This window comes from Thalassolituus sp., from assembly GCF_034111725.1.
GTDB lineage: Bacteria > Pseudomonadota > Gammaproteobacteria > Pseudomonadales > Oceanobacteraceae > Thalassolituus.
Genome location: NZ_JAWUWR010000083.1, coordinates 1 through 21,329 on the forward strand (window position 1 = coordinate 1; position 21,329 = coordinate 21,329).

Sequence of the window (21,329 nt, forward strand, 5' to 3'; positions counted from 1 at the left end):
GCGCATGCGCGTTTACACACCAAACCGTCTTTACAATTTGCGCGTTATCACTCAGGCCGCTGTTGTAACCAATTGATTGATCGGTAGATTTCTTAGATAAGAAAAACAAAACGCGCACTCTAAAAGTTGGATTGGCGGCTAATCGCGTAACAGATCCAATATTGGCTTATAGCGGTCAGTCGGGTACTCTCAAACGCAGTTTTAGCTCGATGACAATAATAAGGAGCCAATAGTGACTACAGAATGGGCCTATCACAGTGCCACTCAGCTTTTAGATGCCATGAATAAGGGCGAACTCACTAGCCGCGAGCTTGTGGAGTATTACCAACAGCGCTTGGCTAAGGTGAATCCTGATATTAATGCCGTTGTAGCCACTAACTTTGATGCGGCGCTTGCCCGCGCCGATGAGGCTGATCAAGCACGCAAAGACGGTATCAGTTGGGGGCCGTTGCATGGTATCCCCATGACCATTAAAGATACCTTTGAAGTGGTCGGCATGCCGTGTACTGCGGGTGCTCCGGCACTTAAAGAGCACTCTCCGAAGAACAATGCTCACGCCGTCGAACAACTGTTAGGCGCAGGGGCGATTATCTTTGGCAAAACCAATACGCCGTTATATGCAGGCGATATCCAAAGCTACAACAAGGTTTACGGAACCAGCAACAATCCGTGGAATTTAGCACTCACGCCCGGCGGCTCTTCTGGGGGTGCTGCTGCTGCATTGGCGTCTGGTATGACGCCAATTGAGCTTGGCTCTGATATTGGTGGCTCGATTCGCACTCCTGCTCATTTTTGTGGGGTGTACGGTCACAAAGCGACTTACGGCATTATTTCGTGTCGCGGTCATATTCCAGGCCCGCCGGGCATGTTGAGCGAGCCTGATCTTTCTGTTGCAGGCCCTATGGCTCGGTCGGCTGATGATTTAAAAATCATGTTGGATGTCGTCACTGGGCCGACGCCTCTGATGACGGAGGCATGGCAATTAAACTTGCCAGAACCTAAGCAAAAAGATCTGTCGGATTTCAAAGTATTAATGTGGCTCGATGATCCACTGTGCCCTATTGATGATGAATTACGACCAGCCTATCTGAAGCTAAAATCACACCTTGAGGCTCAGGGCGCACAAGTAACGCTTGGCGAGCCAGATGGCTTAACGCTAAATTCATTTTTCCCAACATATATGAGCTTGCTTGGAGCTGTTCTGGGTTCATCTCTACAAGGCAAACAGCGCATTGCGACCAAAGTATTTGGCACTTTCGCTAAGTATTTTGGCAAATATGTAGGTGCTAGTGCTTCAGGAGAGGAATTCTTGCTCGGTATGGTACAGCCTCACGCCGATTGGATTCGCAGCACTGAAAAGCGTCATCGTCTTGTGCAGGCCTTTGGAAAACTCTACCAAAAATACGACGTTATTCTTACTCCGGTAACGATGACCGCGGCGTTTGAACACCAACAAGTTGGGCCGGTGCATCTGCGCAAATTGGATGTGAATGGTGAACAGCGTAATTATTCGGATATGTTTATGTGGATCGCGCCTGCCACCTTGCTAGGTTTACCAGCCACCAGTGCTCCAGTAGGCCAAACCTCTGGCGGATTACCGGTAAATATTCAGATTATTGGTAATGCCTACGAAGATAAAACCACATTACATTTTGCGAGTTTGTTAGAGAAATCGATGGGCGGATTTAAAAACCCACCCAAATATAACGTGTAATTCGAACAAAAAAACCGGCAATTGCCGGTTTTTTTTAACGCTAGATTCTAACTCTATTATTCTTTATTGGCTGACAATGAGTGTAAAAACTCCAACTGATATTGCAAATTCTGAGAAAGTACAGGTTCGAAGTATGGATCAAAATGATTGGCATCAATCATTTTGGTTTGTACATATTGTTTGTTCTTACCCTCAATATTCGCTCGATTAAAGGGGGCTACTGAATCGCGTGATGCGCCAATCAATAACGTAGGTATTTTAATCTTGGCCAAACTCTTGATCGGACGATACATGCCAATAGTCAAAACTGAGCGAGCAGCAATTCGGTTATCGTATTGAATACCGGCGATCTCGATCCCGCGACGCATCGCTTCTGCTGCACCATCACGATCCATCGAACCAAATTCACCTGGTGCTGAAACGACTGGAATATAGATCGGACGACTGCCCATGAAGAAATCGGTGATGCCGTAAGCGCCAAAGCGCAGCAAACTCGGCAGCGGAATCGCTTTCACTGCATCTTGGCCATCAAGCATAGGAACCTGAGCGATAGCACCCAAAAGTTCAGGGTGTTGCGCGGCGGTATCCACCACATGACCGCCGCCAAACGATGTGCCCCAAAGCACAATTTTCTTCGCGTTGACCACTGCCTGTTGCTTCAAATGAGTAAGCGCTGATTCAACGTTACCAACACGTTTTACTGGATTAATGCAGTTTCGCGGTAGCCCTTCACTGTTTCCCCAGCCAGGGTAATCAAACGTCATGACCGCGTAGCCTGCGGCGATGAATGCGGCAATAAATGGCCCAGTGAGTGCGCCCTGAACACCGCCCCAGCCATGCACCATAAGGATTGCAGGTAAACCATCACGTGTTTCAGCTCCGGCCTCGGGAAGGAAGAGTGACGCTGCGCATTGCACGCCATCGGAGTAGAAAACCGATTTCACCTCTAACGGCTGGCTATCTGTATTCGTAACAATTACTTTTGGACTCGTCATCGCTAATTTCCTCATCAAGCGCTGGAAACACCCAGACTTAGGATGCACGCTTCGATGCGAGCCTACTTGTCTTGAATGCCATTCAAGACGTAATATTAGCGTCATCCTTGTATACTGGTCAAGCAATCTTCAAACGAGAACTAGCCCTCTTATGGCAAAGAACAAACGACATGTGGATAAAGAACAGAAAGCTGAAGAGATCGAACTGGCGGCAATGGAACTGTTCATTGACGTAGGTTTCGATACTAGCTCCATGTCGATGATTGCTAAAGCGGCGAACGTCGCACCGAATACCCTCTATTGGTATTTTAAGAATAAAGATGACCTGCTCATTGCGGTTTTGAACCGCCTCGTCAACGCCAGTATGAAGCTATACCCCAGCATGATGACGAAACCTTTAACCGAGCAAACCATCTGGTTATTGAATCAGTTCAAACAGACCAAAGGCCTAATTTCAACGGTGCATACACGTATCGAGCATTCGCCTAGCATTGCTACGTGGCATGATAATTTTCATCGAATGATTGAAATGTTGCTAACCGCACAATTGACGTTAAATGGTATTCCAAAAGACAAAACTCCATTTGTAGCAAGTGCATTAACCTTCGTGGTTGAGGGTCTTCTTTCGCATGAACACAACCAAGAACAAGAACAAGAAATGATCAACTGGGTACTGCGTACTCAGCGATGATATTTAACTGGGACTTACTGACCTATTTCAGCGCCCTCATCTGTTAGATCTGATGTCCGTTAAAGCGGGTTAATAATCATAAATATAGCGAGGCAAATAACGATAAGTGATATTGTTAGGCGCGGTCATCTTCACAACCCCCGTAGTAGAAAAAGGTTAATGCTAGTGCTTAAACGTCTTGATCAAACCCTGAGTAATTTGGGTTATTGCTCGCGCCGCGAAGTGCGTTATTTGATAAAGAATAAACGGCTGCGCATCAACGGCGAATTAGCCACCAACGCCGCGCAAAAAGTTGATCCCAATGCAGTGAGTATTGATGGGCAACCGCTGGAGCATATCGGTAACATACTCATTATGTTGCACAAACCCCTTGGTTACGTGTGTAGCCATGACAGCAGTGAAGGACAGCGCATATACGACTTATTACCCACCATTTGGCAAGCCAGAAACCCTCAAGTTGTCAGTGTCGGCCGCTTGGATAAAGAGACCAGTGGGTTGATTTTAGTCACCGATCAATCAGCGCTAGTACAACAACTCACGTCACCTAAACATCATGTAGATAAAGTGTATGTCGTTACGGTAGACCAAGTCTTAAATAGCGATATTGTCGAACAATTTGCCCAAGGCATTGCGCTAGAAAGTGAAACTACCCCCTGCTTACCTGCCACCCTTGAGATTGTCGACCCATACACGGCCAAAGTGACCCTCAATGAAGGCAAATACCATCAAGTTCGGCGTATGTTTGCCGCCTGTGGATACCATGTTGAAGCCTTACACCGTGAAAAGTTTGGCGAATATACCTTGGGTGATTTGCCAATAGGAGAATGGCGCGACTTGCTTTAAAAGCGACTCTCATCGAGATGAGAGCCGCGCGCTTGCATTTACATCAAAAAAGCTATGCCGTTATTTGTTCTCGCAACGCTTGCGCCGCGCGAACCATAGACTTTAATGCTGGCGTTACTTCTTCCCAACGTCGGGTTTTTAATCCGCAATCTGGATTTACCCAAAGATTGTGCGCAGGCACAACGTTCAACGAATCTTCGAGAATTTCGCTCATCGCGGAAACATCCGGCACATTAGGGCTGTGAATATCATAAACACCAGGGCCGATACCATTATGATAAGGCTCGCGCTTGAGTGTTTGTAATAATTTATTCGCCGAGCGCGCCGTTTCTAATGTAATAACGTCAGCGTCCATCGCTTGAATCGCAGTCAAAATATCATCGAAATCGGCATAACACATATGGGTATGAATTTGAGTTTCTGCGGCTACGCCGGCGTAGGTATAACGGAAACTATTAACGGCCCAATTTAAATACGCTTGATGCTTATCTCTGCGCAAAGGTAACGCTTCTCGCAGTGCGGGTTCATCTATTTGAATAATACTAATACCAGCACATTCTAAATCGAGCACTTCATCTTGAAGGACAGCAGCGAGCTGATAAGCCGTGCTTTCCCACGATTGATCATCGCGTACAAATGCCCACTTCAATAAGGTAATTGGCCCAGTTAACATCCCTTTTACCGGCTTAGCACTGAGGCTTTGCGCATACTGACTCCAACGTACTGTCATGGCTTGTAAGCGTTCGATATCACCGTAAATAATCGGCGGTTTAACACAGCGTGAACCATAACTTTGCACCCAGCCATTAGCCGACACAGCAATGCCTTCTAATAGTTCGCCAAAGTATTCGACCATGTCGTTACGTTCGGCTTCGCCGTGCACAAGCACATCTAAACCAATATTTTCTTGGGCTTTAATGCAATATTCAATTTCCAGCTTTAAGCCGCACTCGTAATCTTCAAGGGTAATATCGCCTTTTTTAAAGCGTTTACGTAGGCTACGAATAGCATCGGTTTGCGGAAAAGAGCCAATGGTAGTAGTGGGGAAATCGGGTAAATTTAATTGCGCTTGCTGGCGTACTAAACGTTGTGCATAGGGTAATTCACGCTGCCATTGGCGTGATGCAGCCTCGATGGCTCGCGCTTTAACGGCGGCTTTATGTACGCGTTTTGATTGCTGACGACTGGATACGCGTTCGGCTTGCGCTAACCAATCACGACCCAATAGCGTTTTTGAATCAACAAGCGCATTTGCCAATAGACGCCCTTCTGCGAGTTTTTCTTCGGCAAACGCAAGCCAGTGCTCGGCACCATCAGCTAAATTCGTTTCGGATTTTGCCGAATAAGGTACATGTAATAAAGAACAGGATGTCGCAATCCACAAACGTTCTTTTAATTGAGAGGCCAGCGGTGCCAACAATTCATAGCTTGCCGTTAAATCGCTGCGCCAAATATTACGCCCGTTAATAATCCCTAACGACAATACTTGCGTCGGTTTTAGCAGCGCTAAGCTCGGGGCTAATTGTTCCGGTGCGGAAACAATATCAAGGTGCACACCTTGCACCGGCAATCCAAACACCCTACTTAAATTATTCTCTAAACCACCAAAATAGGTTGAGATTAAGATATTAAGATGAGCAGTTGCTAAACTCTGATAGGTCGATTCAAAAGCGTTAAGCCACGATTCTGGCAGGTCCAAAACTAATATGGGTTCATCAATTTGTACCCACTCGATACCTTCGGCTTTGATGGTTGCTAATAACTCTTCATACACCGCGAGCAATGGCGCTAGTAATTTAAGGCGATCACAACCGTCGACACTGCGAGCCAAATACAAATAACTTAACGGCCCTAAAATAACTGGTTTAACCTGTTTGGTTTGCTCCAACCCTGCGCGAATTTCTTCTAGCAAGAGTTCAGGATTAAGATTGAAGGTGTCGTTTGCATGACACTCAGGTACTAGATAGTGATAGTTGGTATCAAACCACTTGCTCATTTCACAGGCTTTGGTTGGTGTACCACTGGGGGCGCGACCACGAGCGGCTAAAAAAAGCTGGTCAATTATATTGTCAGTTGTGTTCGTCCGTTGCGGTAAATGTCCGAGTAGAAAACTGGTATTCAGTACGTGATCGTAAAGACAAAAATCTCCCACGGTTAAAACATCGCATCCAGCTTCTAATTGCGTTTGCCAGTTGTTATGTCGTACTGCGTGAGCACGAGAAATTAATGTCGCTTGATCGATTTCACCGCGCCAATAAGATTCGAGTGCCCATTTAAGTTCGCGTTGGGGTCCTACTCGGGGAAAACCGAGGGTATGAAAAGTAGTCATGATAATTCCTGATCTTCATGCGTATTATTAAAGTACGCCTAGAGTGTCAGGAATCAATCATGAACAAAAACGATGTTTTTTAATGATAAATTGAATTTTTTTAATGTTAGTCCGCAGGGATGCATTGAGTAGAGTCGTCGACTTTACGCATGACCAATAATATTTGGCCAACGTGTAAGCCGAATTTACTCATCTTAGTTTCATTAACCACAACGCCGTCGGCCACCTCAAACATCCAGTCGTCCATATTTAAATCAATGGTGTCACCGGGTTCACCGTAACGCAGTGTGTAAGCCATATGAATTGCATTACCAGCAAACTCCATGTGCGTTGGCTCGGGCACATCGGAGGCTTGGGCGATGTAATGATCGCCTTCGGGGGTCAATGTCCAAATACGTGTTTCACGCTTTGGTTCTGCGCCCGCCTCATCCGTAAAATAAAATACTTCGTCTAACGTGCCCACGCCCTTGTCATCCCAACTGCCAAGAATTTGCGCATTAAACTGGCGAATTTGTGCGCCAGAGCGATCACGTACGACACCATCGGCGCAAATTTTTCCGTTGAAGTAATTCTCAGGGGTTAATGTCGGGCTTCGTCCTGCGGCATGATCAACGCCTAAACTTGAGCAACCCGATAGGCTGATAGACGCCCCAACAAATAAGATTGCTGACGCGAAGACGGAGAGTTTTGGCTGGGATAGAGACGTAATAGGCTGCATAAAAATTCCTAACTTGCGATGCAAAAGTTATTCAATAGTTATACAGCCTACCACAAAAACGAGCAGTTTCTAGGGGCCTTTAAACCCCATATAGATTCATCAACCAACCGATCAGCAACACTTGAGGCACAGTAACCAGCGGTAAAAAGAGTGCGATTTTCCAGCTCTTGGTGGTGTCTTTAAGCACCATAACCTCGGTGTAATCGGTCGCGGCACCGGCCATCAAGAAGGTAAAAGCGTTACCCGGTGCTGCAGCACGCGTTAACAAATCGGCGGCAATCGGGCTTGAACCCTCAGAGCATACTTCGATCACACTGGCGGCCAACAAGGTAAGCAATAAGCCGCCCGCCGTTGCACCAAACCAAACGCTGAAAATATCTTCTGGTACAAAGGCACGAATTAAGGCGACTAACACCACGCCAAAAACTACCCAGCGCAATACCATTTTCGATTCTTTTAGGCCGCCCCAAAACATCTTCGCCAGCGCAGGCAATGACCAATCATTAGAGGCCCAAGTTGCTTTCAAGGTAGGCCAAACATCGACTTTCTCAAAATCTTGGCTATTTGGATTAGCGGGTAAGGTACCGCGCTCAACCAAGATATCGAAGATCCACCCACTCACCCAGGCAATAACGAGCGAACCGGCAATAAATGCCAACGTCCACGGCAAGCCAATTAGACCAATCAAAATTAAAGTCAGTGTCAATGAATTCCACGGGCTGGCAATTAAAAATGCCATCACTTGGCCGATACTCGCGCCTCGTTCATATAACTTCATCGCCACCATCAGGATGCCGTGATTGCACAAATCAAGCAGCAGCCCCGCTATCGTTGCTCGAAATACTCCGCGTTTACTGCCCCCCTTACCAAGCACCGACATAATGAGTTCGCGGGGAATCCTGCCCAGTAACCCAACGAAGAAAGCCGCCGATAAAATACCCCACCACATGGCATTCACCATCTCGTAAGAGGTATGCAACATGCTGGTTACCCAAGGAATCTCAATGCTGTGACCAAAGACTAAAAAGCCGATATATCCGAGTAATACCGCGGGCGCACAGGTCCATAAAATCCAGTCAATCGAGCCCTTTTCAGCTGGGGCGCAGCAACCGCCATCGGCGTCATTACTTGTATCTTGGCTGCTTGCCGTTCCACAACAAGAGGCTGCGACAGCAGATTTAACCGGTTCGGTGCCACAACAGGAGGACGTAGCCGCTGGCTTAGCATCGCTGCAGCAGGACTCTTCGTTTTTCGGCTTTTCTGAGCCACAACAGGAGTCTGATTTACTCATACCTTCACCCAAACCTTCTTAATAATATTGATCACAATCGATATAGCGCATAGCTTAAACCTTTGAGTAACTCCTAGGTCAAGCACTGTGATGCTTGCCTTCGATTAAGTGGCAAATATGCTCGCCACAGGGTTCGCAATCAGGAATATTCTTCCACGCACTGGTCGCTTGCTCCATGCGCTCAACTAAGGCCGCTAAGGACGCGAGCTTTTCTTTCGCTTGCTGCAAACGTAACTCGATCATTTCGCGGGCATGAGGACACGGCGACTCACCCTGCTCGGCATCCAGTAAAAGCTGTTGGATATCCTCAAGGGTAAAACCTAACTCCCGAGCATTGAGAATAAAACCTAAGCGCTGTTGCTGAGTGGCATTGAATCTATGGTAGCCGCTGTCGTCTTTGGGCGGGTTCAGTAAACCAATGCGCACGTAATGACGCACCGTATTGGCATTGATATCAAAGTGGCGGGCAACTTCATTCACCCGTAAAGAGGTATTCATAAGCGCGGCTCCTAATATGAGACTGCGCTTACAATAAACCTGCGAGTAGCTCGCAGGTCAAGGGCATGTGCGACTACTTTTGATTTGCTAGCTGAACGATTAGCTGAAACGAAACTTTCAGTGCTTCTAATGGTTCGCCAGCGGGTGCCGCTTTTTTCGTACACTCGTTAATCAACACTACGTAATCGGCTACTAATGGCTTTTGCGGATAACGCTGAGAAAGTTGAGTCACTAACGTCGCTCGATAATCATTAATCTGCTTTTGCAGACTGGCGGCCCTATTTTTATCGTTTGCCACCGTCGCGGCAATGCTCGGCGTAATAATTTCATTTTGAATATACGAATTATAAGCATCGAGTCCTTTTTTAATGGCGCTAACATCATTCTTAGAATAAAGGTCAGACGCTTGACTTACTTTAACGTTAACGAAATCTAGAATACCTTGGCATCCTTGCATCTCATTCACTAATGGCGCTGCGATAGCCAATTTTGTCACGGCGCTTAATACTATGATCGAAAATAATTTTACTAGTGTCATATTATTTAACTTCCTTAGGGTTTAATAATTACAGAGTAACTTTAATGTCGGCAATAATAGCGTTCGCAATATCACGTGCAGTATTCACATCATCAGCGCGCGCTAAAGCCACACCTAAACGACGCTTGCCACTCACTTCGGGTTTACCAAATAAACGAATCTGGGTATTTGGACGCGCTAATGCAGTACTTAAATTTCCAAATCGCATTTGATTAGAATCGCCAGCCACCAGCAATACCGAAGAAGCCGACGCGCGGTGCAATTCAATGTTAGGAATCGGCAGACCTAAAATCGCGCGAGCATGTAAGGCAAACTCGGATAAATCCTGAGAAATTAACGTGACTAAGCCAGTATCATGCGGGCGTGGTGATACCTCACTAAAGATGACGTCATCACCTTTTACAAACAACTCAACGCCAAATAAACCTCGACCACCGAGATTATCGGTTACCGCTTTTGCCACCTCTTTCGCGCGCGTTAAAGCAGCGCTGGTCATTGCTTGCGGCTGCCATGATTCTTGATAATCGCCATCCGCTTGACGGTGGCCAATCGGTTCACAAAAGCTAGTGGTGATATTGCCAGCGTCATCGTTATGACGAATCGTGAGCAAGGTAATTTCAAAATCAAAATCAACAAAACCTTCAACAATTACTTTGCCTTTGCCAGCACGGCCACCCTCTTGTGCATAGGCCCAAGCGTGATCAATTTGGCTTTCGTCACGCACTAAGCTTTGTCCTTTGCCCGATGAGCTCATAATTGGCTTCACTAAGCATGGAATACCAATCTCAGTAATCGCTGCGCGGAATTCTTCTTCGCTACCAGCAAAACGATAGGTCGATGTCGGCAAACCAAGCGTCTCGGCGGCTAAACGACGAATACCCTCACGATTCATGGTCAACTGAGTCGCACGTGCCGTTGGAATAATATTCACGCCCTCTTGCTCTAGGGCTGCCAGAGTATCGGTTGCAATAGCTTCAATTTCCGGCACGACTAAATCCGGCTTTTCTAGCTCAATAACGGCACGTAGTGCATCGCCGTCTAGCATGCTAATTACATGACTACGATCCGCTACTTGCATTGCTGGAGCATTGGCATAACGATCAACAGCGATCACTTCACAGCCTAAGCGCTGAAGTTCAATGGCAACTTCTTTGCCGAGTTCGCCCGCACCACACAATAAAACGCGAGTTGCCGTTGCAGAAAATGGTGTACCAATAGTAGTCATGGAAAATTCACTTTATAAATCGGTTAAAAATGAGTGACAACGAAAGCTAGTCGTTTACCGGAATAAAATTCATAGCACTGCGCTCACGCTCACCTACTTTTTGCAGTACTTGGCGACGCTCGTCATTACTGTAAGCGCCCCAGCGAGTAATCTCTTCGCCGGTGCGATAGCAACCAACGCACAGATCATTTTCATCAAGAGCGCAAATACTTACGCAAGGAGAACGTACGGGCGTTGTCATACTCGTTTACCTTCTTTTGGCGCTGAGCACCTTACAATTCAATTTCTTCAAGCTGCGAGAGATAACGCTTAGCGTTTTGCACATAATGAGCTGCGCTACCTTCGAGCATTTTTTTCTGAAATTCGTTCAATTCACGTTTAATCACAGCAGGCGAACCCACCACTAACGAACCATCGGGAATTTCCATTCCTTCTGGAACCAGTGCATTTGCCCCGATGATGCAGTGCTTACCAATTTTCGCGCCGTTTAAAATCACAGCATGAATACCGATTAACGAATAATCACCCACTATACAGCCGTGCAGCATAGCTTGATGACCAACGGTTACGCCTTTGCCCAGCGTCAATTTCACGCCTGGGTCAGTGTGCAATACCGCACCATCTTGAACATTGGAATTCTCGCCTATAGTGATGACGTCGTTATCGCCACGCAAAATAGCACCAAACCAAATGCTGCTTTGATCTTCTAATACGACACTACCGATCACTTTTGCATCATCGGCAACGAAAACGTCTTTGCCTCGGGTTGGGCAACGTTCACCCAGCTTATAAAACATGCTGTGCTCCTATTTTAGACGTGAGAACCGCCATTTACAGTTCAGCTGACATAGCGATATCACTATCCCATAAATTATTCATCATTTCGGCGATCATCATGGCTGTTAAACCCCAGATGTAAAATCCGTCGAAGTCGTAACTGGGTATGCGTATGTTACCCATTTCAAAGTAGCGACTTGGGGGTTGTTTAAAATGTGCCAGCGGTACTTTGAATACCGCATCGAGTTCATCAAGATTAGGCACTAAGGTTACTCCGGCTGGAATTAAAGCCAGTACCGGCGTTACCAAGTAACCAAACCGGGATACAACCTGGTCTAGCTCACCTAGCACTATGACGTCGCTGGGATTCAAGGCGACTTCTTCTTGCGCCTCACGCAGGGCCGTAACCACAATATTCTCGTCTTCTGGGTCACGCTTGCCACCCGGAAACGCAACTTCTCCCTTATGTGACGACAAGTGAGTTGCACGCCGAGTCAGAATAACGTGTGGTTCGGCCTCCATGGTTATTGCAACCAATACACCTGCCTCCGCGAGATCCGGTTGAGAAACGCGTCGAGGCGCATGAAGGGCTAGCCGTTCTATTAAATAGGCTTGGAGGTCTAAGATCGTCATGTCTCTATTGTAAGGTCTGACCGAGAGTCGGGCTAGCGTCAAAATACAAACGTTTTTTGATCATTATTTGGCGGCAGATGACCATTACCTATACAATTTTCATCTTTAAATATTAAAAACCATAACAAACCAATCTTAAAAGTCATTTATATCTTTTTCTGAACAAGTGGTTAACTTTATGTTTTTAAACGACTTTCCAAACTTACACACTGTTACATGGTAATTTTTTCCTAAGATTATCAGTCGGTTAGACAGGTTAAACAATTCAGGTGGCGTATGTTTACTAACCAATCATTCGGGTAGACTAAATCTAGAATTTTGCAAATCCATAGCGCTAAACGGCTCAGAACAACGAGTGCGCTACTGACCTGAGGTATTGAATGTGGAAATGCCAACTTTTGATGAAATGGTGCGTTTAGCTAAGACCAATCCAGAGACATTGGAAAACATCCGCCGTGTATTAATTGAAGACTTAATTGCGGACGCACCAGAATCTTGTCAGCGCCGTTTGCGTGGATTGCAATTCCAAATCGATATGGAGCGCCGTAAAGCAGGCAACCCTATGGGTGCCTGTGTAAAGATTTCGAAGATGATGCACGACAGCTTGTTCCAGTTACGCGAAACCCTCAACGGTTTTACTGGCCAGAGCGCGTTTGCCGAACCTGAGCTAAGTTATAACACTAGTGCTGAAGTATTACGCTTCCCCCTACTGGCGAACCGTTAATCCTTTAGCAGCCATTAGCCGAGCATTGCATTTCGCTATATTGGCTAACCGGTAATATAATTGCCCCGCAGACATTTAACTGACGGGGCGACTTATGAAATATTGCAGCCAGTGCAAAACTGGTATTGAGTGGAAAATCCCCGCTGGCGACAATCGCCACCGTTACGTTTGCCCGGCTTGCGACATCATTTTTTACGACAACCCGCGTATCGTTGCTGGCACAATTGCTGTGCACGCTGGCAAAATTTTATTGTGCCGCCGAGCAATTGAACCGCGCAGAGGCTACTGGACTTTGCCTGCTGGATTTATGGAAAACGGCGAGAGCACAGAACAAGCTGCATTGCGCGAAACTCGCGAAGAAGCCAACGCAGAGGTAGTGATTACCTCGTTATTCAGCATGATCACAGTACCCCACATTGCCCAAGTTCATATCTTTTTTGCCGCCGAATTACCTAAGCTTGAGTTCAGTTCAGGTGAAGAAAGCTTAGAAGTGGAGCTGTTTTCACCAGAAGATATTCCTTGGGATGAACTCGCGTTCCCAACCGTTGGGCGTAGTTTAAAACTCTATTTAGAGAACCCCACCCCAAGGCATGCACACGTGTTTGATATTTTGCCGCATCAAGCTCTGTCGGTAGAAGAAGCATCGCCAAAGAGCTAAGCAATAGTGAAGGGTTCTAACGACCGCTAGAACTCTTCAATTTTGGTTACATCGTACGCTGGGGTTTCATAAGGATGTGCCAGCTTCAAAGCGGCAACGGCGCCGGCAATCTGACCGTCAGAACAAACCAATTCAATACGATATTCAGGCACTTGTTCCAGAGTACCTTCATCGCCAATAAATGGCTTCGCGCCTTTTAACGGACGAAATTGCCCCATACCAAGTACCTGCCAACAACATTGGTCGTAATCGCCAATGGTACCTGCGCCGCCAGCAAATACGGCTTCTTTAACAGTTTCAGAATGTGATTCGGGAACGTAAAACACGAGTTTATACATGCATGCTATCTCCGTGACATTTAAATGATCGGATTATCGCGTGATATCTTCTAATTCAATCAGTTGTTGCAGCGCAAATTCGTTGCTATCACCGCAGATAGAATGCTCCGCGATGAACGCTGAGCAGACAGCAGGACGTTCCGGAGATCCGAAGATATCGCACAGGTTATCGTCGTTTAACTGGATGCAACGCACGCCAGCAGGTTTCCCGTGCGGCATGCCCGGAATGGCAGATGTAATAGATGGTGCGATACAGCAAGCACCACAACCCAAACGACACTCCAAGTGATACCCCAAGCCGGCGAGAGCAAATTAATTGATGAGTTAGAAAGATGAACCTAGTAGCGATAGCGCATTGTATCGCTTCGGCGCTTTTCCTTCAGTAACTTCAACATCATTAAGTTGTAGCGGTTGGCGTATTGGCGCAGGCGCAATAGAACTTTGCGATCCTCTTCAATATTGGCAAAACTTTGCCAACGAGTATTGAGCGGCTCGATGGGTTGGGCGCTCCAAACTTCAATTTCTCGTGCTGTCACTCCGGGAGTTTCGAGTGAGTCGTGTAATTGAATCCCGACAAACGTGGATTCTCCGCGTTGGAATGCGTCTTTTGCATCTTGAACCGGATCAACCAACCGGTTCATATCCGCCACGGGGCTATCGCCAATGACGACCCGGTCAGCGGAGGCTTGGACACCACAAAACAGCAGTACCCATAAGAGTATATTCAACAAGTTGACCTTTGGTGATGTCATCTTTTCCACCTGCAAACATAAACGCCGAATTGTCAGTCTAGCAGTTGAGGATTATTCAACCTGCTAGAACAGTTCTTGGCGACAGGGACGCTTGCCAAGGTGTACCCCCTAGGATAGCCTTGGCGCCTGCATTTTTTAGACCTCGGGGCCAAAATGATGAATACCCTGCTACGTACCTCTCTCAGCCTACTGTGCGCAGCGCCTCTGCTCGCTGCTCCGGCTCAGGCAGAGCCAACTAACTTTCGAGTTGGTCTTGGTATGCTGCGCTATGACGTTCATCCCGCGAGCGACTATATGCCCGATTTTCGCAACACTGGGTTCACGTTTTCGGCAGAATTCCCCCAAGATAATTATGTCGGCTCGCGCTTTATTATCTATCGCGAAGACGATGATGATGTCTCGCTTTGGGGGTATGAAACCCAATTAATGTGGGGCTATGGTTTGGCTCAACCGGGTTTCCGTATTTATACAGGCCCAGCATGGCACCGCGAAGTTATTCGCAGTCAGGCGAATGGTTCGCGCCAGCAACGAGTATTCAATGGCTGGGGTTGGCAGGTTGGCACAGGCTGGCAGATTGGAGCCATTACTCTGGATGTGGCAGCAACTTATCGCGATCCGAAAGACTACCGTGACGAGAACAAACGTGCCGGTAATAACGTTATCCCAGACCCTATTTTGAGTAATGTACTGCTGAGCTATCGCTTTTAAGATTTAGTTCCTCGGAGTCGCAAGCGTGACTCAGACGTACCTTATTGCACTCTAAAAATTCCGAAATCGAAAGGAACGAGTTATGACGAATCCCGTCACCGTTAAATACATGTCTCGCGCTGAGATCGAGCGTCTGATGTACAGCCTCACTGCAGAACAAGGCAATACCCAAGCAGAACTATTTGAAGCGCTGGTGCGCCGCCTGCTTGAGATTATGGAACAAGACGCCCGCTAGTATTTATACAGACCTAACGCTCCATTAGATGCGCCCCTGCAAGTGGGGCAACATCGTTCACAATCGTCTCTACGGCCAGCCCAACCCCCTCCTTGTCTTAGTCTTAACTGTGCTAGATCAAAAATTTAAACCTGATTACCTATACTCTGTGTAATCGAACTCTTACCTTGCCTTTTCTATATTAGTATATTCTAATACAGTAATATTAATTTGATCGCTAACGTCTACTAAGGAGAGGTTTCCTGTATGCGCCCTTCATCAACATGGTTATCCGTCATTGCCGCTGGTCTGCTCTCTAGCGCACTGCATGCCGACACCGCCCCTAGCAGGGTTATAGCAGTAGAATTAACCCGCATTCCTGTGGTTGAAACCTTAGACGCTACCTTAGAGGCGGTATATCAAGGGACTATTTCGGCGCAAACCAGCGGTGTGATTAAGGCCATACATGCCGATGTTAACGATCAAGTCGCAAAAGGTACTTTGTTAGTTGAAATAGTAGATACCCAACAACAAGCCGGCGTTGCTCAGGCGAAGGCGTCGTTGGCGCAAACCGAAGCGATGAATGAAGATGCACAAACCTTGTTACGCAGAAACAGCCGCCTACAAAAGCAAGGCACGCTATCGGAAGGCGAGTACGACCGCACCGTTGCTCAAGCAAAAAGTACAGCAGCAGCAGTGCGAGCAGCCAAAGCCATGTTGGATCAAGCCCAAGAACAACTGTCTTATACTCGGGTTATCGCGCCCTATTCCGGTATCGTCAGCGCTCGCCATATCGAACCTGGTGAACTGGTTAATCCCGGGCAAGCGTTAATGAGTGGTTTAGCTCAAGGAGAATTGCGTGCTGTTACCGATGTGCCGCAACGCGTAGCACAGCGCTACAATGCCCAAACTAATAAGAAAGTCGATGTAATAGTGAATGGCATTGCCATTGTGCCTTCCAAGATCACCTTATATCCCGTTGCCGACAGCCGCCACCACAGTGTACGCATGCGTGCTGATTTGCCGCCGCAAACCGATTTAAATGCCTTTCCGGGAATGTGGGCCAGCGTACAAATTAGCACCGGCGAACGCGAAGCCATTCTTGTGCCGAGTACTGCTGTGCTAAATCGTTCGGAACTTAATGCCGTGTACATCAAAAACGCTAACGGCGTTCATTTACGCCAAGTGCGCGTAGGCAACGCCTATGGTGATCAAATTGAAATTTTGTCGGGTTTAGAAGCCGGAGACCAAGTAATGGTCGATGCCTTAGCACAACTCGCGACGCCCGATTTATCTAGCAACGCGCCGAAAGGAGAATAAATATGTCGGAGAAAACCACGACATTAGGCATCTCTGGAAAAACCGCAAAAGCCTTCCAAAATTCGGCCATTACTCCGTTATTAGCTTTACTCGGTTTATTACTTGGCTTTTTCGCCATTATGGTAACGCCGAAAGAAGAAGAGCCACAAATTGATGTGACGTTCGCTAACGTATTTATTGGATTTCCCGGTGCTTCTGCCCGTGAAGTCGAACAATTAGTTGCGATTCCTGCCGAGCAAGTATTATCAGAAATTAAAGGCGTGGATGATATTTTTTCGATTAGCCAGCCTGGGCAAGCGATTTTAACCGTGGCATTTACCGTCGGTATTCCGCGTCAAGAAGCTATTCTGAATTTATACAATCAGGTCTACAGCAATAACGACTGGTTTCCACAGAACTTAGGCGTGCAAGCCCCCATCATAAAACCTATGGGCATTGATGATGTGCCGATTATGAGCATTACTCTGCGCTCTGATGACGCAACCGTAACCGCTGCTCAACTTACCCATATAGCCCATGCATTAGAAACCGATTTAAAACAGGTGGCCGGTACGCGCGATATTTATAGTATTGGTACGCAGCCGGCGGTGGTTGAAGTAAAACTCGATCCAGTACGCATGAATGGCCACGGCCTCGCATTTGATGATGTGCGTAATGCATTGGCCAGTGCCAATGTTGGCGGCAACCCAACCTCATTAGTGCAAGACAACCGCGTTATTCAAATTCAAGCCGGTAGTTTTTTAGAAAATACCGATGCCCTCGGCCAACTAATCGTCGGCATTTATGCGGGTGGCGTTGTTTATTTAGCCGATGTTGCCGATATCTCGCTGCAAGCGGATACCCCAGAACAGCACGTTTTTTATCGAACGTTAGGGCAATCCGCGAGCCAACCAGCAGTAACATTAGCCATTGCTAAACAGCCTGGCACCAACGCCGTTGATATTACCCAAGCCATTGAAGCACGCTTAGAAAGCCAAAAAGACCGTTTAATTCCAACCAACGTCAGTGCAGAAATCACCCGCGACTATGGCTTAACCGCGGCGGCTAAATCGGATAAATTAATCGCTAAATTACTCTTTGCTACGGCTGCGGTTGTGGTATTGGTATTGGCGACCATGGGCTGGCGCGAAGCCATTATTGTCGGCAGCGCCATTATTATTACCCTCGCCATTACCCTATTTGCGAGCTGGGTTTGGGGCTTTACCCTAAACCGCGTATCGCTGTTTGCGTTGATTTTCTCGATTGGTATTTTGGTCGACGATGCGATTGTGGTGGTGGAAAATATTCACCGTCATATGCACCAAGGCGGGAAAAAATTATTAGAGGTTATTCCAACCGCGGTAGATGAAGTTGGCGGCCCGACCATTTTAGCGACCTTCACTGTGATTGCCGCATTAATGCCGATGGCATTTGTATCAGGACTGATGGGCCCTTATATGAGCCCTATTCCAATCAACGCTTCTACGGGTATGTTGATTTCTCTCGTTGTTGCCTTTGTGGTCACACCTTGGTTGTCGTACAAATTACTGCAGCGCCAAGCTTTACAGTTCGAGAACACGACGGTAAGTCATGACGACAGCGAAGTAAAAGAAGACGGTTTATACCGCTTCTTTAATAAAGTTATGCGCCCCTTTATTGAAGGCCAACAAGCGGGTAAAAAGCGAATTCTATTGTTTGTAGGTATTACTGGGCTAATTTTCCTCGCGGTATTGCTGCCAGTATTTAAGTTGGTCGTGATGAAAATGCTGCCATTTGACAATAAATCTGAGTTTCAGATTGTGGTCGATATGCCCGAAGGCACACCACTAGAACAAACCTTAGTGGTGTTAGAAGCATTAACCGATGAACTCATGACAGTGCCAGAAATTCGCGATGTACAACTGTATGCAGGTACTGCGGCACCCATTAACTTTAACGGCTTAGTGCGCCAATACTATTTACGCAGCCTGCCGCATCAAGGCGATGTGCAAGTGAACTTGGTCGATAAACACCATAGAGAACGCCAAAGTCACGATATTGCGGCGTCGGTACGCGAGCCGCTACAAGTCATTGGCGCACGCTATAATGCCAATGTCAAAATCGTCGAAGTACCACCCGGCCCACCAGTAATGGCGCCTATCGTGGCTGAAATTTATGGCCCAGAATATGGTCGCCAAATCGATGCCGCGAAAGCTCTAAGTGCGCAATTTTCTGCCACTGCCGATATTGTTGATGTGGATACTATGGTCGAAGCCGATCAGGAAAAATGGACCATACGCATTGATCGCCAGCGCGCTGCTCACTTAGGTGTTGCTCAAGCGAGTATTGTTCAAGCCATCAACACAGCCGTGGGCGGTGAAGATGTTACCTACTTGCACACAGGTGATCATAAATACCCTCTGCCGATTCGGTTAGAACTGAGCGAAGGCGATAAAGTAAATCTTACCAATGTGCTGACTATGAAGGTACGCGCTGCGGATGGCACCTTCGTATCGCTTGCCGATTTAGCCAGCATTGAGCGAGGTATTACCGACAAGAGCATTTACCACAAAAACTTAAAGCCGGTTGTTTTTGTAACGGCAGATATGGCGGGAGAACTCGATAGTCCATTGTATGGACTCTTTGATATCGCACTGAACCTAGGTGATGCCGGATTAAACTGGAATCAGTCCTATATTTCTGCACCACCATTAGCCAACGATATCGAGCTGAAATGGGATGGTGAGTGGCAAATCACTTACGAAACCTTCCGTGATATGGGCATCGCTTATGGCGTGGGTATGATTTTGATCTATCTACTCGTGGTTGCTCAGTTCCGCTCCTACCTAGTGCCGCTGGTGATTATGGCCCCTATTCCACTCACTGTGATTGGTGTTATGCCGGGCCACGCGCTATTCGGTGCCCAGTTCACGGCAACCTCGATGATCGGCATGATTGCCTTGGCAGGCATCATAGTGCGCAACTCCATCCTGCTGGTCGACTTTATTAATCAGAAATTTGAAGAAGGTATGCGCTTTGAAGATGCCGTGGTTACTTCAGCAGCGGTGCGCGCACGTCCGATTGTATTAACGGGCTTAGCGGCCATGATTGGTGCCTTCTTCATTTTGGATGATCCGATTTTTAATGGCTTGGCCATTGCCTTGATTTTCGGAATTTTGGTATCCACCATGCTGAGTTTGGTTCTTATCCCACTGCTGTACTACACCGCTATGAAGTCTCGATTTAAGCACTAATCAAAGCAATGCCATCACCCAATGGGCCAGCGGGCCTATTGGGCTTTCGGCCTAGTGTCGATTTCAGGTAGAATCCGCCCTCACACATGGAGTTCTTACTTCAAGGAATGCCGCAAGTCGGCAGTTAATGGCAGGAGTTACACGTGTCCGCCCGATCAGGAAATCTGGTAGATTCCATCAGACGATCTATTGTTCGTCGTGTTTCTCTATCTATTATCGTTACCGTGTTAGCCATTGGCACGGTCGCTATGGCGGCAATTATTTGCTGGCACTATCAGCGCCAATACGACAACTTCGAAAATAGCACAAGTAATGTTAGAAACGCCTATAGCAGTGCCATTGCGGGCGCTATGTGGCACCTCGACACCAGCCAGCTAAACCTACTCGCGGACGGGATTCAACAACAAGAGTCTGTATCTTATGTGCGTATTAATGACCGTGGTGCGTTAAACATCGAGCGCGGCATTCGCCCTTATCATCGCGATATCCAAACCAGCGACCTGCTCTACAACGGTACGCCCATTGGTCAATTAGAGATGGCGTTCAATCGCGATAGCGTTTTCGCTACAACGCTACAAACCATTTTACCCAGCCTAATTGCACTGATCGTCGGCTTATCGTTATTCGGCATCATTCTAGTTGTGATACTGCAGCGAGTCGTGAGTAGCCGCATTCAGTCGTTGGCACTGGAAGTCCGTGATCGTTTAGAAAACAATCGTTTTGAACCGCTATCGCTACAGCCGTCATCCTCTAATGATGAAATCGATTCTCTGATTCGCACCTTTAATAAACTCAGCGAACGTATTCTGAATGAATTACAACAAAAAACAGTAGCTCAACAACAGCTGTCCGTCGTCAACTTAGAACTAGAAGACAGAGTAAAGCTGCGCACCTACCATTTGCAGGAAACCGTTACCCAGCTCAACCAAACATTGGTTGATTTAAACACAACTCAAAGCAAGTTGATTGAAGCCGAAAAGCTGTCGGCTCTGGGCGGCATGATTGCGGCTATTGGCCACGAAATTGAAACGCCACTGGGTTTATGTTTAACCGTTCAATCCTGTTTAAAAAACGATGTCATCGCCCTCAAACGCGCGATGCCAAGCGGTGCTATTAATCAAACGCAAGATGCTATAGCTGCGGTCGATGAA

General features: G+C 47.1%; 23 protein-coding genes. 10 read left to right on the forward strand and 13 right to left on the reverse strand.

All coding sequences use genetic code 11. The features are described 5' to 3' along the window. Positions 1–232 precede the first annotated feature (232 nt). On the forward strand, positions 233–1,714 hold the full coding sequence (locus tag UXZ23_RS14760) for an amidase (RefSeq protein WP_320821306.1): 1,482 nt from the start codon (positions 233–235) through the stop codon (positions 1,712–1,714). A gap of 56 nt (positions 1,715–1,770) precedes the next feature. On the opposite strand, the gene UXZ23_RS14765 is transcribed toward UXZ23_RS14760, so the two are convergent. After that, on the reverse strand, positions 1,771–2,709 hold the full coding sequence (locus UXZ23_RS14765) for an alpha/beta hydrolase (protein WP_320821307.1): 939 nt from the start codon (positions 2,707–2,709) through the stop codon (positions 1,771–1,773). Positions 2,710–2,860: 151 nt separating this feature from the next. Here UXZ23_RS14765 and UXZ23_RS14770 point away from each other — a divergent pair, with 151 nt between their 5' ends. Further along, positions 2,861–3,400 carry a helix-turn-helix domain-containing protein gene (locus tag UXZ23_RS14770; RefSeq protein ID WP_320821308.1) on the forward strand — a complete coding sequence of 180 codons (540 nt, stop codon included), beginning with the start codon at positions 2,861–2,863 and terminating at the stop codon, positions 3,398–3,400. A 159-nt stretch (positions 3,401–3,559) separates the two neighbouring features. Beyond that, entirely contained in the window at positions 3,560–4,243 is a 684-nt protein-coding gene (locus UXZ23_RS14775) for a pseudouridine synthase (RefSeq protein WP_320821309.1), read from the forward strand. A gap of 52 nt (positions 4,244–4,295) precedes the next feature. Here the strand turns inward: UXZ23_RS14775 and metE are convergent, their stop codons facing one another. The 9 genes from metE to UXZ23_RS14820 all read right to left on the reverse strand — a co-directional run bounded on the left by metE (position 4,296) and on the right by UXZ23_RS14820 (position 12,252). Then, a complete protein-coding gene (gene metE, locus UXZ23_RS14780; protein WP_320821310.1) occupies positions 4,296–6,572 on the reverse strand; it encodes a 5-methyltetrahydropteroyltriglutamate--homocysteine S-methyltransferase in 2,277 nt (758 codons plus the stop codon). A gap of 106 nt (positions 6,573–6,678) precedes the next feature. Then, complete coding sequence (locus tag UXZ23_RS14785) at positions 6,679–7,290, reverse strand: DUF3833 domain-containing protein (protein ID WP_320821311.1); 612 nt, start codon at positions 7,288–7,290, stop codon at positions 6,679–6,681. A gap of 79 nt (positions 7,291–7,369) precedes the next feature. Next, positions 7,370–8,581 (reverse strand): permease, encoded by a 1,212-nt coding sequence (locus tag UXZ23_RS14790; protein WP_320821312.1) that lies wholly within the window; start codon positions 8,579–8,581, stop codon positions 7,370–7,372. A 78-nt stretch (positions 8,582–8,659) separates the two neighbouring features. Continuing rightward, entirely contained in the window at positions 8,660–9,079 is a 420-nt protein-coding gene (locus UXZ23_RS14795) for a MerR family transcriptional regulator (protein WP_320821313.1), read from the reverse strand. 73 nt (positions 9,080–9,152) lie between these two features. Beyond that, entirely contained in the window at positions 9,153–9,617 is a 465-nt protein-coding gene (locus UXZ23_RS14800; protein WP_320821314.1) for a hypothetical protein, read from the reverse strand. A gap of 28 nt (positions 9,618–9,645) precedes the next feature. Further along, on the reverse strand, positions 9,646–10,842 hold the full coding sequence (purT, locus tag UXZ23_RS14805) for a formate-dependent phosphoribosylglycinamide formyltransferase (protein WP_320821315.1): 1,197 nt from the start codon (positions 10,840–10,842) through the stop codon (positions 9,646–9,648). A 46-nt stretch (positions 10,843–10,888) separates the two neighbouring features. Then, entirely contained in the window at positions 10,889–11,083 is a 195-nt protein-coding gene (locus UXZ23_RS14810) for a DUF1289 domain-containing protein (RefSeq protein ID WP_015486530.1), read from the reverse strand. 31 nt (positions 11,084–11,114) lie between these two features. Further along, the gene (locus UXZ23_RS14815) at positions 11,115–11,639 is read right to left on the reverse strand and encodes a gamma carbonic anhydrase family protein (RefSeq protein ID WP_320821316.1); all 525 of its coding nucleotides are present in this window, start codon (positions 11,637–11,639) and stop codon (positions 11,115–11,117) included. Between the two features lie 34 nt (positions 11,640–11,673). Next, positions 11,674–12,252 carry a CoA pyrophosphatase gene (locus UXZ23_RS14820; RefSeq protein WP_320821317.1) on the reverse strand — a complete coding sequence of 193 codons (579 nt, stop codon included), beginning with the start codon at positions 12,250–12,252 and terminating at the stop codon, positions 11,674–11,676. A gap of 388 nt (positions 12,253–12,640) precedes the next feature. On the opposite strand from UXZ23_RS14820, the gene UXZ23_RS14825 reads away from it, so the two are divergent. Both UXZ23_RS14825 and UXZ23_RS14830 read left to right on the forward strand, forming a co-directional pair. Next, positions 12,641–12,976 carry a DUF3135 domain-containing protein gene (locus UXZ23_RS14825; RefSeq protein WP_320821324.1) on the forward strand — a complete coding sequence of 112 codons (336 nt, stop codon included), beginning with the start codon at positions 12,641–12,643 and terminating at the stop codon, positions 12,974–12,976. Between the two features lie 94 nt (positions 12,977–13,070). Further along, positions 13,071–13,634, forward strand: a complete 564-nt coding sequence (locus UXZ23_RS14830; protein ID WP_320821318.1) for an NUDIX hydrolase — start codon at positions 13,071–13,073, stop codon at positions 13,632–13,634. Positions 13,635–13,660: 26 nt separating this feature from the next. On the opposite strand, the gene UXZ23_RS14835 is transcribed toward UXZ23_RS14830, so the two are convergent. From UXZ23_RS14835 to UXZ23_RS14845, 3 genes are read right to left on the reverse strand one after another with little or no spacing between them, the layout of a single operon-like run. Then, positions 13,661–13,972 carry a YqfO family protein gene (locus UXZ23_RS14835; protein ID WP_025265789.1) on the reverse strand — a complete coding sequence of 104 codons (312 nt, stop codon included), beginning with the start codon at positions 13,970–13,972 and terminating at the stop codon, positions 13,661–13,663. 33 nt (positions 13,973–14,005) lie between these two features. After that, complete coding sequence (locus UXZ23_RS14840; protein ID WP_320821319.1) at positions 14,006–14,257, reverse strand: YkgJ family cysteine cluster protein; 252 nt, start codon at positions 14,255–14,257, stop codon at positions 14,006–14,008. A 53-nt stretch (positions 14,258–14,310) separates the two neighbouring features. Continuing rightward, positions 14,311–14,724, reverse strand: a complete 414-nt coding sequence (locus tag UXZ23_RS14845) for a hypothetical protein (protein ID WP_320821320.1) — start codon at positions 14,722–14,724, stop codon at positions 14,311–14,313. Between the two features lie 153 nt (positions 14,725–14,877). Between UXZ23_RS14845 and UXZ23_RS14850 the strand changes: the two genes are divergently transcribed. The 5 genes from UXZ23_RS14850 to UXZ23_RS14870 form a co-directional block, all read left to right on the forward strand. Further along, positions 14,878–15,432: an outer membrane beta-barrel protein gene (locus tag UXZ23_RS14850; protein ID WP_320821321.1), complete on the forward strand. Its 555-nt coding sequence runs from the start codon at positions 14,878–14,880 to the stop codon at positions 15,430–15,432. A gap of 82 nt (positions 15,433–15,514) precedes the next feature. Next, positions 15,515–15,667: a cell developmental protein SirA gene (locus UXZ23_RS14855; RefSeq protein WP_025265793.1), complete on the forward strand. Its 153-nt coding sequence runs from the start codon at positions 15,515–15,517 to the stop codon at positions 15,665–15,667. Between the two features lie 246 nt (positions 15,668–15,913). Then, the gene (locus UXZ23_RS14860; protein ID WP_320821322.1) at positions 15,914–16,966 is read left to right on the forward strand and encodes an efflux RND transporter periplasmic adaptor subunit; all 1,053 of its coding nucleotides are present in this window, start codon (positions 15,914–15,916) and stop codon (positions 16,964–16,966) included. 2 nt (positions 16,967–16,968) lie between these two features. Next, on the forward strand, positions 16,969–20,178 hold the full coding sequence (locus UXZ23_RS14865) for an efflux RND transporter permease subunit (protein ID WP_320821323.1): 3,210 nt from the start codon (positions 16,969–16,971) through the stop codon (positions 20,176–20,178). 143 nt (positions 20,179–20,321) lie between these two features. Beyond that, on the forward strand, positions 20,322–21,329 hold a 1,008-nt coding region (locus tag UXZ23_RS14870; protein WP_414491478.1), incomplete at its 3' end, for a hypothetical protein.

Coding starts and splice junctions, on each gene's coding strand:
- UXZ23_RS14765 (WP_320821307.1), bottom strand. CDS start 2,709: ATGACGAGTCCAAAAGTAATTGTTACGAATACAGATAGCCAGCCGTTA.
- UXZ23_RS14830 (WP_320821318.1), top strand. CDS start 13,071: ATGAAATATTGCAGCCAGTGCAAAACTGGTATTGAGTGGAAAATCCCC.
- UXZ23_RS14855 (WP_025265793.1), top strand. CDS start 15,515: ATGACGAATCCCGTCACCGTTAAATACATGTCTCGCGCTGAGATCGAG.
- UXZ23_RS14845 (WP_320821320.1), bottom strand. CDS start 14,724: ATGACATCACCAAAGGTCAACTTGTTGAATATACTCTTATGGGTACTG.
- UXZ23_RS14815 (WP_320821316.1), bottom strand. CDS start 11,639: ATGTTTTATAAGCTGGGTGAACGTTGCCCAACCCGAGGCAAAGACGTT.
- UXZ23_RS14795 (WP_320821313.1), bottom strand. CDS start 9,079: ATGAATACCTCTTTACGGGTGAATGAAGTTGCCCGCCACTTTGATATC.
- UXZ23_RS14775 (WP_320821309.1), top strand. CDS start 3,560: ATGCTAGTGCTTAAACGTCTTGATCAAACCCTGAGTAATTTGGGTTAT.
- UXZ23_RS14785 (WP_320821311.1), bottom strand. CDS start 7,290: ATGCAGCCTATTACGTCTCTATCCCAGCCAAAACTCTCCGTCTTCGCG.
- purT (WP_320821315.1), bottom strand. CDS start 10,842: ATGACTACTATTGGTACACCATTTTCTGCAACGGCAACTCGCGTTTTA.
- UXZ23_RS14850 (WP_320821321.1), top strand. CDS start 14,878: ATGATGAATACCCTGCTACGTACCTCTCTCAGCCTACTGTGCGCAGCG.
- UXZ23_RS14835 (WP_025265789.1), bottom strand. CDS start 13,972: ATGTATAAACTCGTGTTTTACGTTCCCGAATCACATTCTGAAACTGTT.
- UXZ23_RS14860 (WP_320821322.1), top strand. CDS start 15,914: ATGCGCCCTTCATCAACATGGTTATCCGTCATTGCCGCTGGTCTGCTC.
- UXZ23_RS14770 (WP_320821308.1), top strand. CDS start 2,861: ATGGCAAAGAACAAACGACATGTGGATAAAGAACAGAAAGCTGAAGAG.
- UXZ23_RS14820 (WP_320821317.1), bottom strand. CDS start 12,252: ATGACGATCTTAGACCTCCAAGCCTATTTAATAGAACGGCTAGCCCTT.
- UXZ23_RS14800 (WP_320821314.1), bottom strand. CDS start 9,617: ATGACACTAGTAAAATTATTTTCGATCATAGTATTAAGCGCCGTGACA.
- UXZ23_RS14825 (WP_320821324.1), top strand. CDS start 12,641: ATGCCAACTTTTGATGAAATGGTGCGTTTAGCTAAGACCAATCCAGAG.
- UXZ23_RS14865 (WP_320821323.1), top strand. CDS start 16,969: ATGTCGGAGAAAACCACGACATTAGGCATCTCTGGAAAAACCGCAAAA.
- UXZ23_RS14810 (WP_015486530.1), bottom strand. CDS start 11,083: ATGACAACGCCCGTACGTTCTCCTTGCGTAAGTATTTGCGCTCTTGAT.
- UXZ23_RS14790 (WP_320821312.1), bottom strand. CDS start 8,581: ATGAGTAAATCAGACTCCTGTTGTGGCTCAGAAAAGCCGAAAAACGAA.
- metE (WP_320821310.1), bottom strand. CDS start 6,572: ATGACTACTTTTCATACCCTCGGTTTTCCCCGAGTAGGACCCCAACGC.